We start from the raw sequence: 13,179 nt of genomic DNA, 5'->3' as shown, positions 1-13,179 counted from the left end.
ATACTGCTAGTAATTTATACTTCAAATGTAGGGAGATTGAACAGAGTTATGGGGAATGAAAAGGAAATTAGTTCCGCTAAATTAATATGGAAGATGACGCGCCCGCATACATTAACGGCGACGTTTTCTCCTGTAATTTTAGGGACAGTGGCATCACTTTATGTTGCCAAAATTGATTGGCTTTTATTTATTGCGATGATGCTTGCATGTTTAGCGCTGCAAATAGCAACGAACTTATTTAATGAGTACTATGATTTCAAACGTGGATTAGACACTGCTGAATCTGTTGGCATCGGTGGCGGAATTGTCCGTCATGGATTGAAGCCAAAAAATGTGTTAACAGTTGCGCTTTTATTATATGTCGTAGCAGCTTTTATTGGCATTTATATTTGTATGAATAGTAGTTGGTGGTTAGTGGTTATTGGTTTAATTGGGATGGCAGTTGGCTATTTATATACAGGCGGTCCATTACCAATTGCGTACACCCCGTTTGGAGAATTAGTTTCTGGGTTGTTAATGGGGACATGTTTTGTACTCATTGCTTTCTTTATTCAAACGAATACTGTAACGATTGAAAGTGTATTGATTTCCATTCCAATTGGAATTTTAGTAGGTGCAATCAATATGTCAAATAACATCCGAGATATCGAAGAAGATATTAAAGGTGGAAGAAAGACATTAGTAATCCTCCTTGGGAGAGAAAAAGCTGTGGTAACACTAGCGGTAGCCTTTTTCATTGCGTATTTATGGATTGCCGTAATTGTATTAATGGGTTATATAAGCCCTTGGGCATTAGTTATGTTCTTAGGTTTGAGAAAGCCAATTTCTGCGATTCAAAGTTTCCAAAAAGGGGCAAAGGATCCTGGATATATGCGCATCGCAATGAAATCAACAGCGATGACAAATACGATTTTCGGCTTCTTGTTGTCAGCAGGATTATTAATTAGTTATTTGTTTTAAATAACTTAACCCCAATTTCTCGATTTTAATATAGAGAAATTGGGGTTTTATTTTGAGTTTTTTACGTTATAAACTATTATCATTTGAAATGTATATACCAATAAATTGCAACTTCATCACTTGTCTTATCCAAACCTTTATAAACAAGAAAATCAAACCCACCAATTACAAATCCACATTTTTCATAAAATTTACATGCTGCGACATTATTATTTTGCGTTTCAAGCATGATACCTGGCATATTTCCTTTTTTTGCCCACTGCTTTGCTTGATCAACTAATTTTTTGCCAACTCCGATTGTACGATATTTTTTATCTACCGTTATATCCTCTATGTAAGCATAGTGGTTCCAATTCTTTTTCAATACCATTAATCCAATGATTTGGTTATGTAACAGAGCTATGTAAATGACTTGATTAGGTTTATTTATATATTCATTGTAAGCCAGTTCTTCATTATCATCTTGATTTTGTAAATAACTTTTTTCATAACTTGGAACGTCTTCTACTGTATATTCTATGCGTCTATTTCCTTTGGAAAGAGAAAGAATTAACCGAGCATTCACTATAAAACTGTCATCAATCTCCGGGAGATTATCTAAATCATTTGTTTCTAACTCTCTAATTACAAGGTTCATCGGAGTACCTCCACATAATAATATTTCTTCTAGTTCTTCATTTGGTTCAAATGAATTCCAATTACAAAATTATAATAGAATTTCAATAGTACGGCCATCTCTGTATTTTATCTTTATACCGGTATGCTATTATCTTGATTTGAAAATGTTATTTAGAAAGAGTAGTATTTTTTATTTTGGATGTATATGCAGTTTTCAAATTTAACTGTAGTAGAGAAACAAATATTTTTTAAAGAGTGGATGTAATAGGCTATTCTTTAACTAATTTCGACATTATCTGCATTTTATCTTCACCTTCCTCTATTAATCTATTTATTGTAAATATCAGCTGAAGTTAATGTTTAGCTGCATAAATAATGAATATGAAAATGAGTAGGGAAAGGATCGAAACATAATGAAAGAATCACAAAATAAGAAAAAAACAAGTGTAGTAACTAAGGCAATACTATCTCTAGGAATTGTTTTAGCAACGACCTTTTTCACGTTCTTTTTAATAGGGAAATGGAACTCTATCCCAGCGAAAGGGGTAGCTAATGAAAGTATTAAGCTAGCTAATACGCAACAACAAGGAAAGAAAGAGGACACATCGCTGGCAAAACAGAAAAGAGCTGATGGAAAACCAGTAGGAAAGGTTGTTTATTTAACATTTGATGACGGTCCTAGCGAATTAACTGGCAAATTTTTAGATGTACTAAAAGAGCAACATGTTGCTTCGACATTTTTTATGCAAGGTAGCAATTTACAGAATACTGGTTTTCAGGAAAATGTAAAACGAGCAGTAAAAGAAGGACATTATATTGGTGCACATAGTATGACACATAATAGTGATAAGCTATACAAAAAAGGACAATTTGTAACGGAGATGAAAGAAACGTTAGCTCTTATTCATAATATTACAGGTACAACTCCTAAACTAGTCCGTCCCCCATACGGATCTGCACCAGGATTAAAGGGGCAGGACATTCGTAACAAAATTGTAGAAGCAGGAATAAAAGTTTGGGATTGGACGATAGATTCAAATGATTGGAAATTAAAAGGTAACCCACAGCAAATTATAGAAAATGTAAAGCGTACAACAACAGAAGATGTGGAAGTAGTTCTAATGCATGAAAAACCACAGACATTACAAGCGCTTCCGGAAATTATTAAATTTTATAAGGAAAAAGGATATGAATTCGGGGTATACAATGAAGCGGATCATTTTCAACTAAACTTCCAGAAAGATCAACGTCTATAGTATCAAATAAATAAATAAATTAAGAGCATGTTCTGATTTATCTTTCTTCAGGACATGCTTTTTTTGCTCGTTTCTATAAGCTTATTACTACCAATTTAACAAAGCATCATTTACAAGTTACTTTATGGATAACTCATTTTAGAATAACTAACTTATAGAAAAAATTGAATAATTTTCATGTGTAAGGAGATTTTAAGAAGGATATAGAGGGGATATTTTCCTGTTGTTTTCTAGATAAATGATTACTTACAAAAAACATTTAGTGGAACTGTTTTTTAAAGCTATTCTGTCAAGATATTATTAACAATTGGGTTCAAAACATAACCACTCGATAAATGGGGTAGTATGATGAAAAAACTTAGTAGAAAGCGTTTGAGAAAAGATATTCAGGAACTTGAGAGTGCAAGTATGCTGCTCCAAAATGATCAAGAGTGCGAACTCAAGCAGAGTGTATCTGCGAATGAAGAAGTTTTGAGACAAGTTTTTGAAAATTGTTCCGATATTGTTTTTCGTCCAATAATCATAGATAGTCAAAATGAAATTCTCTTTATTTATATAGATGGATTAATTGACACTAAAGTTGTGGAACAAGTTGTTTTGAAACCAATGATGTTTGAAGGTCTGCCTAGTGGAGTAAAGAGTGTGGATTCGGTAGGAGAAATTATACAAAATCAGCTAATTGCGGTTTCTCAAGTAAAGACAATCTCTAAAGTTCGTGAGGTTATAGAAGCAGTATTGAAAGCGAATATCGTCATTTTAACAGAAGGAGAGAGTCAAGCTCTAGTCGCTGATTTAAAAGGTTTTGAAAAACGAGGTATTGAAGAGCCGGCTGCCGAGATCTCTGTTCGTGGCCCTCGGGACGGGTTTACGGAAACGATAAGGGTCAATACGAGCCTGATTCGCCGAAGAATTCGAAGCCAAAAACTAAAAATGGAACCTTATTCGATTGGGGAATTGTCACAGACAGATGTGGTAATTGCCTATATTGAGGGAATTGCACCTGATTCGGTTTTGGATGAAGTTCGCCAAAGGGTAAAGCGAATTCAAATTGATGGAGTATTGGAGTCAGCTTTCATTGAAGAGTTTATTGAGGACCAACCCTTTTCGCCCTTTCCACAAATTCAAAATACTGAGCGGCCAGATGCGGTTTGTGCAAGTTTATTAGAGGGAAAAGTCGCCATTTTAGTAGATAACACACCTTTCGTTTTGATTGTTCCTATGACATTTTGGACTGGTCTACAAGCAGCGGAGGATTATTATGAACGCTCCATCTACACAACTTTTGTTCGATGGATACGTTTAATATTAATTAATATTTCATTATTTCTTCCTTCTCTCTATGTTGCTATTACAACCTTTCATCCTAAATTAATTCCGACAAATTTGCTTATTAGTATTGCAGCTGCGCGAGAAGGCATTCCGTTCCCGGCTGTCATAGAAGCGCTAATGATGGAGTTTTTATTTGAAGGCTTGAGGGAAGCGGGGGTTCGGTTACCAAAACCTGTTGGATCAGCAGTTAGTATTGTCGGAGCACTTGTTATCGGGCAAGCTGCTGTGCAAGCAGGTATTATTTCCGCACCTTTGGTCATTGTTGTGGCGACGACTGGTATTGCGTCATTTGCGTTCCCGCGCTACAACTTAGGAACAGCTTACCGGATGTTACGCTTTCCGATGCTGTTATTGGCAGGGATGCTCGGGCTATACGGTGTTGCAATAAGTACCCTTGCGATTTTGATTCATTTAACTAACATTCGTTCTTTTGGCATTCCCTATTTAAGTCCAGTTGCACCACAAACTCCTCGTGATTTAAAGGATGTTTTTCTCCGAACACCTCGTTGGAATATGACCCACCGCCCAATAATGGTATCTGGTGAAGAGAAAGTCCGTTTTCCAGGTGGACAAAAGCCAGATGAGAAACGGGGAGGGGAAACAGAATGAGCCTGCACAAGGCACTCTGTATGATACTGGTCATTTCTTTATGCTTCTTGACGGGATGTTGGGATCGGACAGAATTAAATGATTTGGCAATAGAATTAGGATGGGGACTTGATCAAGCGAAGAATAATAAGATTGAAATTAGTGCTCAGTTTATTATTCCATCAAAAATGGGAATGGGACAGAGCGGAAGAAGTAATGCAGGAAAAGCGTTTTTTACAGAATCGGGAACGGGAAGGGATACACATGAAGCTATACAAATGATGCAAACAAAAATGTCGAGAGAAATTTTTCGAGGGCACCAGCGTGTAATATTGATTGGAGAAAAAATGGCTAAAAGTGGTCTTGCTCCAGTTTTAGATGCATATAGCCGCGATCCTGATATTCGATTACGAGCAGGTGTGTTTGTCATAAAAGGGAATACTGCAAAAGATTTTCTGAAAGCATCCATCCCTTTAGAGTCTATCCCGGCACTTGGGGCACTTAAAGAGCATATGCAAATAGAGGCAGCGGGAGATATGTCTTTATTAAATTTTCTTATTGCTGGTACGAGTGATGGAATCACCCCGATTTTGCCCGTTATTAAACTAAATGTGTCTCATAAAAAAGGTAAAACCGTGGTCAAAGGGTTTCAAATTGTAGGCGGTGCTATATTTAACAACGATTTCAAATTGGTAGGATACTTGAACATGCAGGAATGGTTAACTACTCTTTGGATAGTGAATCGTTTAAGTAAACAGACAGTTACAGCAACGGCCTCTAAAGGAAATGGTAGTGCAAGTTTATATATGACAAAGATCAATAGAAAAATCATACCTACTATACAAGGGGACACAATTAAGTGTGACATTGTTTTTTCTGGTGAAGGAACAATTCAGGAGAACAATACGAATTTAGATCTTTCGCAGCCAAAAAATCTTACTCTTTTAGAACATGTATTGGAAAAACAGTCCGAAAAGGAAGCTCTCCAAACTATTAAAAAGGTTCAAAAACAATACGGAACCGATATCTTTGGATTTGGAGAAGCCATTCATCAAAAATATCCATCCGAATGGAAAGGGTTAAAAAAGAATTGGAGTAAACAATTTCGAAAAGTGGAGGTTTCTGTTCATACACAGCTCACTATTCGGCGAGTAGGACTGACTGGACCACCGTTGCAGTTGAAGAAAAATGAAATGAAAAAATAAGGAGGAATATAGAGTGTGAGAAATTCGATGAAAATCTCTGGCAGGCAAATCTTTTGGATGATGTTCACATTTGAAGTGGGACAATCACTCCTTCTAGTTATTCCAGCGACGATTCGTACTGTCAAACAAGATGCGTGGATCTCGATTTTGATTGCAGGAGTGATAGGGGTTGCTCTTACTTTTTTGGCAACTACACTTGGTTCGCTTTATCCGAAACAAACTCTCATTGAATTTAGTCAAACTATTCTTGGTAAATGGCTAGGAAAGCTACTGATGATTCCTTACTTCTTTGGGTGGTACATGATAATTTGGATAACCGTCCGTGAATTTGGTGAGTTCATTATTATCGCTTTGTTTCATAATACACCTTTGTGGGTCATTGTCTTTACTGCGATGTTATTGCTCATTTTTATCATTTACCAAGGAGGGGTGGAAGGTATTGGACGTTTAAGTGAAATCATAGGGCCAATTGTACTTTTAATGATAACGTTTGTAATCATTTTGAATGTTGGCAATATGAATTGGGATTATATGCGGCCTATTTATCACGATTCTGGCTGGCTTCCCATCCTTAAAGGTTCCTATACTCCTGTAGCCGCATTTTTTGGAGAGGCTGTTATGATGATGATGTTCGTTTTCTTTATGGATAAACCAGAGCAAGCGTCATCAAGGGCGATGTTGGGGGTAGGATTAGCCGTTTTCATGGTAACGATCGGAACATTAGCGGTCATTTTAACATTCGGTCCGAATTTGTCTTCAAGTTTTTTGTATCCGGTTTACGATTTGAGCCGATACATATCTGTCATGGAGTTCATTCAAAATGTGGATATTTTGATAGTTATTATTTGGTTTTTTAGTATTTTTGTGAAATTGGCGTTATACATGTTTATCGCTTGTTATGGAACAGCGCAAATATTTCATTTGAAGGATTGGCGAAAAGTAGCGTTAGTTCTTGCTCCTATTTCGTTCATCATAGCTGTGTCAGTTAAAAATATCCAAACGTTTACCCATTATTACTACATATTTTTCGTAATTCCAATTGCATTTCCCGTTTATGAGCTAGGGATTCCTTTACTGTTATTGGTGGTTGGCAAAATTCGAAGGAAATATGCATAAACCCAATCGGTAATATGTTTGGAGGGCAGGTATACTTTTAGTTTTTTGACTAATATAAAAAGAGAAAAATCCTATTCATAAGTGTAGGATTTTTTGTTTGTATATTACGTTACAAGAGTTTCTTTATTTTCTTCGGAATGTCCTTTTTAGAAATGTATGCAACAGAGTCTTTATAGTAAGAGTATTTTGTTTGGGATAGTAAAAAACGTATATTACAATATGAAAATTCACTTTAATATTAAAGGATACATGACAACGATTCCTATAAATTCTTCTCAATAATTGAAAATAAAATCAATCCAGATTATTATATTGTTATTGTAATTATAAATGTAATTACATTTTATTGAAGGAGGATACAAAGATGAAAAACTCAAAAGGCTCTATTGAATCAGAGATAAGCAAAGCAATTACTCACTGGGAAAAGGACTACCTAGGACGCGGGTCTATATCCGTTAAGATAGATATATTACGGGATATGATTATCGTAAATTTACAAGGTATTTTAACGCCGGCTGAATATACGGTTTGCGAAACGAAAGACGGTATGCTAACGATAAAGAAAAATCGTTCGGAGCTAGTTGAATCTGGAATTGAAGATTTGAAAGAGATTATACTAGAATTAACTGAAGAAAAAGTGAAAAGCTTTCATACGGATATAAGCTCCCGCACTGGTGAACGAGTAATGATTTTTAAATTGTTTCATAATCTTGAGGAAAAATTTTAAAAATTAAAACCACCGTAGGGTTAGTGGGAGATAATTAAGAAACCTAAAAGTTTTGCGCTTTATTTAAATTTATTAACATGATAATAATTAAAAACTTGAAATTATTTACGTATACTGAATTTTAATTGGAATAACGCTCAAAAAAACTGATAAATAAATTGACAAACTGCTTAATATAGTTTATCTTATAATTGTTTTAAAAAATTAATAGATGCTTATTTTAACTGTTTGCTATAATTAAGGCTTTAGCATTTTTTTAATATGTAATATTGACTAAATGAAAAAGTTTCTTAATTGAAAGATAGCGCATAACATAAATTGATATATTGATTGCATAATCTAGGAGATCAGAGATATACTGTTATTTTTAATAGGAGTAATACATACATTACTATCCTCTATAAAATGGGAGCTCTTCAAAAAACTTTATTGAAGTTAGTTGAAGTGAAACCGACAATCTCCATAATTCAATGATGATATAAAATCATTGAATTATGGAAGTTGTCGGTTTTTTTTATGGGGAAAAAACGATGCACGAAAAAGAGTGAATGAAAATTGAAATTTAAAAAACTATCGTAATTAAAAGGAATTTTTATAGGTTATTTTCGCTTAGAAGGGAGTATTTAACATGTTAATTTCACTGAGTTCATCAACACTGTTAACTTTATTTTTTATGGCGCTTAGTGCTTCTTGGCTAAGTGGATTATTGTTTTTACATGCAAGGGTACCTTTACGTTTTGTTCATATCCATATTGGTATCGCTGCTTTGCCTTCATTGGTTTCTTTACTCGCACTTGTTAATAACAATGGAGATAGAGTTGTGGGGCCTTGGCATCTAGATACTTTAGCTTGGTTAATGGCTTTCTTTGTTCTTACAATTGGTTTAATCATTCAGCGTTTCTCTGTACGTTACTTAATGGGGGATCACTCATATCGAAAATACTTTGCACTTTTTACATTTACTACAGGTGTATCTTCGGTTGCATGGTTAAGTGATGATCTTCGCTTAATGCTCATTTGTTGGGGAGCAACGCTTATAGGATTGGTTCTACTTATAGGGCTAAATAAAGGGTGGAAAGTAGTTAGTGAAGCAACTAAAATCTCTGGCTATTTATTTACAATAAGTTGGATTGCCTTACTATCAGCTATCATTTGGCTTTTTCAAGTAACAGGACAGTGGCAGTTAACATCAGTTTTAACGAATGAAAATGTAGCGCTACATGGAACATTGGAGAGCACAGGAATTAACTTATTAATTATATTAGCTGTGATGATTCCAGCAGCACAATGGCCTTTTCAAAGATGGTTAATTGAGTCTGCTGTTGCTCCAACTCCTGTTTCTGCTATTATGCATGCGGGTTTAGTAAATGCTGGCGGTATCATGTTAACTAGATTTTCACCTCTTTTTCATGATGATATTGCACAAATAATTTTACTAATTTTCTCTAGTATTTCTGTCTTAATAGGTACAGGAATTAGTTTAGTCCAAGTTGATTATAAACGTCAGCTAGTAGGCTCAACTATTGCACAAATGGGATTTATGCTTATTCAATGTGCATTAGGCGCCTATTTAGCGGCTGTTATTCATTTAATTTTACATGGTTTGTTTAAAGCTACACTATTTTTACAAGCTGGTTCTTCCGTGCAACGTTTTGGGGTAGTGAATCAGTCTAATGAAAAGATGTCCAATTTATGGATTATAGTCGGGCGTGTTTTAGGATTATTTATAGCAATTACTTTCTGGTTTATGACTTCTGGAGAGGGGTATCAACTAGTTAGTGCGTTAATCTTAGGATGGTCACTATACTTTTCATGGAAACAGCTTGTTGTTTTTGGAGAGGGAAGAATGGGACGAATTGCTGGCTTAATTGTTTTGATTGGATTTTCTCTCATTTACTTTACTGTTCATAATTCTCTTTATAAATGGTTGCATACTGATATTTATCAAAGTGTTCAACCTTCAGCTCCAGCCGTTATCTTTGTTATATGTATTTTACTATTTAGTAGTGTTATTAGTACTTTCGTTACTCGTCATCAATCTTCTACTTTATTCGCTGTACTTTATCTTTGGTTAGTTCGAGTAGGTGAGGCGAGACGAAAGTCAGTAGAAAGTCACCCAAGCTATCTGAAACATTATGTATCAAAGGGAGGTAATTCGTGATGAGCATACCGTCAATATTAAAGAAAGATACAAACATTGATATGCAAGAAAATAATATAAATGATTTAGTTGCATCTGCTAGCCGAGTTATTGCACCACTTTGGCCTATCTCTACGTTTGCAGCTCACCACCCTTGGATGGGACTTGAAAAGCAATCATTTGATCAAGTCGCAAATTGGTTAAAAGAAGCTCGTAATGTGGATATTTATCCTAGTGCCTCCATGATTCATTCGGCAAAAGCAAAAGGTGAGATTGAGGAATCATTTTTACAAATGAGTTTGTCTCGTTGGCTGGATTCACAATCTTTTAATATTCCGCGAGAGAAAGCAGAGCGATTTTGCCAAGCAGCTTTAAAGTTAGAAAAATTACCTTCTAGTCTATTATCATCGCCAGAATTAAATAAATTGGCAGAAGAAATGAGTTATATAAATACAGCAAGTATGAAAGCCTCTGTTATGCAGCCAATAAGTTCGCTTATAGAGAATCAAAATAGTGAAAACCTATCTGATGTTCTTAATTATCATATCATTAAATGGTGTAAATTATATCTTGATGACTCCGGATCAAGTTGGACGATGCCAAATCGAGAGAAAGGTTTTTATCGTGCATGGCAACACCTTATTAAATTTGATCCAGCGCTCAGTAAAAATGAGCGTAAAGTTTTAAAAGATTGGCCACAAGATGCCGAAGTAGCTTTAGCGAGAGTATTATCTGAACTAGGAATTTCTGAATCTAACATACAATCTTACCTTGAAGGGCACTTGCTTTCTTTGCCTGGGTGGGCAGGAATGATACGATGGCGCTCACAACAATCAATTCAGGAACAGGAACTTCTCATAGAATATTTAGCAGTTCGAATTTCTATGGAGCTGGCTATTGCAAAACCTTATTTACCTTTAAAACATCAAAAGGTTGAGAAAAAAGTTTCGATCGTCCCACTTATAGCTTCTTGGATCTATTGGGGGAATATTTCAACACGGGAATGGTTACAAATGTCTGCAGCTGAACAACGTGAATTCTTAGCATTTGCTTATCGTTTTGATGAAAATATTCGCAGGAAACTTTGGCTGGAAGCTTGGGAACAGACGCATGCAGAGCAATTAAGGGAAAAGATTGTTGCTAAACAACGTGCAACTAATGATAAAAAACGTGTATTAGCTCAATTAGCATTCTGTATTGATGTACGGTCAGAACCGTTTCGTCGCCACCTTGAAAAATTAGGTCCGTTTGAAACATTTGGGATAGCTGGTTTCTTTGGATTACCAATTGCAACTAGTGAACTAGGTAGCAATAACAACCATCCTTCTTTGCCAGTTATACTCAAACCGAAACATCAAATAAAAGAGCTCACAAATGAAAATGAACTTAAATCTTATGAGCAACGTAAGAGGGTAGGCAGTTCGGTACGTTATACATTTAAAACGATGAAACAGAACGTACTGACAAGTATGGCGCTACCTGAGTTAAGTGGTCCTTTACTTGGTCTACAGATGGTGACAAGAAGTTTTGTCCCAAGAGGAGTTGGTGGTTTCATTCGTAACCTTCGTAAAACTATGTTACAAAAACCTGATACAACATTCTCGCTTAATCATGTTCATGACACAAAGGGTGAGATACCTATCGGTTTTACGAAAGAAGAAAAAGTGAACTATGTGCGTCAAGCTTTAAAAATGGTGGGATTAACAGAAGGTTTCGCTCCTTTAGTTGTCATGTGCGGCCACAGTAGTCAAAGTACGAACAATCCTTATGCTGCAGCGCTTGAGTGTGGTGCGTGTGGCGGAGCAGCGGGAGGGTTTAATGCAAGAGTTTTCGCTACTTTATGTAATCTTCCAGAAGTGAGAGAGGCGTTGTTTGCTGAAGGTATTAAAATTCCTGAGGACACCATTTTTGCAGCAGCTGAACATAAAACAACAGTGGATGAATTGGAATGGATTTACGTCCCAGAACTTTCGGAAACTGCGCAAGAAGCATTTGATTGTATCGAGTCGATTATGCCAAATGTGAGCCAACATGCAAATAGAGAGCGTTTAACGCAATTACCAAATTTTAAAACGAAAATAAAAAATGCGAGTAAAGAGGCACATCGATTTGCAGAAGATTGGAGTGAAATACGTCCAGAATGGGGATTAGCTCGTAATGCATCTTTTATTATCGGGCAACGAGAATTAACTCAGGATTGTGACTTAGACGGTAGGGCTTTCCTCCATAATTATGATTGGAAACAGGATGAAAGTGGCGATATATTAGCTAACATTATTGCAGGACCAGGAACAGTAGCTCAGTGGATAAATCTACAATACTACGCTTCAACTGTAGCTCCTCATTATTATGGTAGTGGAAACAAAACAACCCAAACCGTAACGGCGGGTCTTGGTGTTATGCAGGGAAATGCAAGTGATTTGTTGCCAGGCTTACCTTGGCAATCCGTTATGCAGTCAGATAGTGAGACGTATCATTCACCACTTCGTTTACTAATTGTAATTCAAGCACCTATTAAATATATAGAACGTTTGCTAAATAATGATTTCACATTTCGAGAAAAAGCTCAAAATGGATGGGTTAGACTTGCAAGTGTTGATCCAGAGGGACGCTGGAAAAACTGGTAACAATCATGCAATGCATAATCAACTATTGTTACTAGCTTAAAAGTTTCATAAATACAATAATGAAGAAGGAGTGCTCCATATGAATTCAAAGAATAAAAAAGTTTTATTGTTAACAGACATTAAACATGGAATAGAGCCTATTATCCAACAAGTAACTAACATTCAACAAGAAAACATGTTGACTATACACAGCTACGATTCTGTAATTGTACATCCTTATGGAGATATAATGAGATCTATTATTATTGCTATTTATCAGGAAAATGTTGAAGAAATTTTTGTTGTAGGAATAGAGGATAAAGAAACTGATGTAGTTAATCTACAAATTCAACGTGATTCCATAAAAAATAACAGGGAACTAGACTATCTCTTTGAAAATTGCATGCCTGAATTTTCAAGTGGTAGCCTTGATGAATGGCTAAGTGGAAAAGAAAATGTTAGTGAAAATATTGAGAAGAGTATAGATATGATTTGTCATCATCCACTAGTACCGTCTGATGTTAAAGTTCATGGTTTCAAGATTGATAGAACAGGGGAAAAAGAAACGGTTGTTAAAGTTTCTGTTAATAAAGTAGTGAAACAAATGCATTCTTATGTGTAAGTTATCGATAGA

At 35.6% G+C, this 13,179-nt stretch carries 10 protein-coding genes; 9 read left to right on the top strand and 1 reads right to left on the bottom strand.

The window, feature by feature from the left end; all coding sequences use genetic code 11:
• Positions 1–48: 48 nt before the first annotated feature.
• Positions 49–960, top strand: a complete 912-nt coding sequence (menA, locus tag ACTJJY_RS27755) for a 1,4-dihydroxy-2-naphthoate polyprenyltransferase (RefSeq protein WP_000526090.1) — start codon at positions 49–51, stop codon at positions 958–960.
• A 79-nt stretch (positions 961–1,039) separates the two neighbouring features.
• Here menA and satA read toward each other — a convergent pair whose 3' ends face one another.
• On the bottom strand, positions 1,040–1,597 hold the full coding sequence (gene satA, locus ACTJJY_RS27750; RefSeq protein ID WP_001054996.1) for a streptothricin N-acetyltransferase SatA: 558 nt from the start codon (positions 1,595–1,597) through the stop codon (positions 1,040–1,042).
• Between the two features lie 394 nt (positions 1,598–1,991).
• Here satA and ACTJJY_RS27745 point away from each other — a divergent pair, with 394 nt between their 5' ends.
• The 8 genes from ACTJJY_RS27745 (at position 1,992) to ACTJJY_RS27710 (ending at position 13,167) form a co-directional block, all read left to right on the top strand.
• Positions 1,992–2,834, top strand: coding sequence for a polysaccharide deacetylase family protein (locus tag ACTJJY_RS27745; RefSeq protein WP_071731960.1), 843 nt, complete (start codon positions 1,992–1,994; stop codon positions 2,832–2,834).
• 345 nt (positions 2,835–3,179) lie between these two features.
• The gene (locus ACTJJY_RS27740) at positions 3,180–4,772 is read left to right on the top strand and encodes a spore germination protein (protein ID WP_095690591.1); all 1,593 of its coding nucleotides are present in this window, start codon (positions 3,180–3,182) and stop codon (positions 4,770–4,772) included.
• Entirely contained in the window at positions 4,769–5,956 is a 1,188-nt protein-coding gene (locus tag ACTJJY_RS27735) for a Ger(x)C family spore germination protein (protein ID WP_071740790.1), read from the top strand. Before ACTJJY_RS27740 ends, ACTJJY_RS27735 begins: the two co-directional genes overlap by 4 nt.
• Positions 5,957–5,983: 27 nt before the next feature.
• Positions 5,984–7,072 (top strand): GerAB/ArcD/ProY family transporter, encoded by a 1,089-nt coding sequence (locus ACTJJY_RS27730; protein ID WP_000703146.1) that lies wholly within the window; start codon positions 5,984–5,986, stop codon positions 7,070–7,072.
• Positions 7,073–7,436: 364 nt separating this feature from the next.
• Positions 7,437–7,799: a DUF2294 domain-containing protein gene (locus ACTJJY_RS27725; protein WP_440607088.1), complete on the top strand. Its 363-nt coding sequence runs from the start codon at positions 7,437–7,439 to the stop codon at positions 7,797–7,799.
• A 628-nt stretch (positions 7,800–8,427) separates the two neighbouring features.
• Positions 8,428–9,960 carry an NADH dehydrogenase subunit 5 gene (locus ACTJJY_RS27720; RefSeq protein WP_095690593.1) on the top strand — a complete coding sequence of 511 codons (1,533 nt, stop codon included), beginning with the start codon at positions 8,428–8,430 and terminating at the stop codon, positions 9,958–9,960.
• Positions 9,960–12,566, top strand: a complete 2,607-nt coding sequence (locus tag ACTJJY_RS27715; RefSeq protein WP_098128230.1) for a DUF2309 domain-containing protein — start codon at positions 9,960–9,962, stop codon at positions 12,564–12,566. Before ACTJJY_RS27720 ends, ACTJJY_RS27715 begins: the two co-directional genes overlap by 1 nt.
• Before the next feature lie 79 nt (positions 12,567–12,645).
• Entirely contained in the window at positions 12,646–13,167 is a 522-nt protein-coding gene (locus ACTJJY_RS27710; RefSeq protein WP_065484320.1) for a carbonic anhydrase, read from the top strand.
• Positions 13,168–13,179 lie beyond the last annotated feature (12 nt).

The organism is Bacillus sp. 22475 (genome assembly GCF_052044835.1).
GTDB lineage: Bacteria > Bacillota > Bacilli > Bacillales > Bacillaceae_G > Bacillus_A > Bacillus_A cereus.
This window is presented reverse-complemented; position numbering and strand designations above follow the sequence as displayed.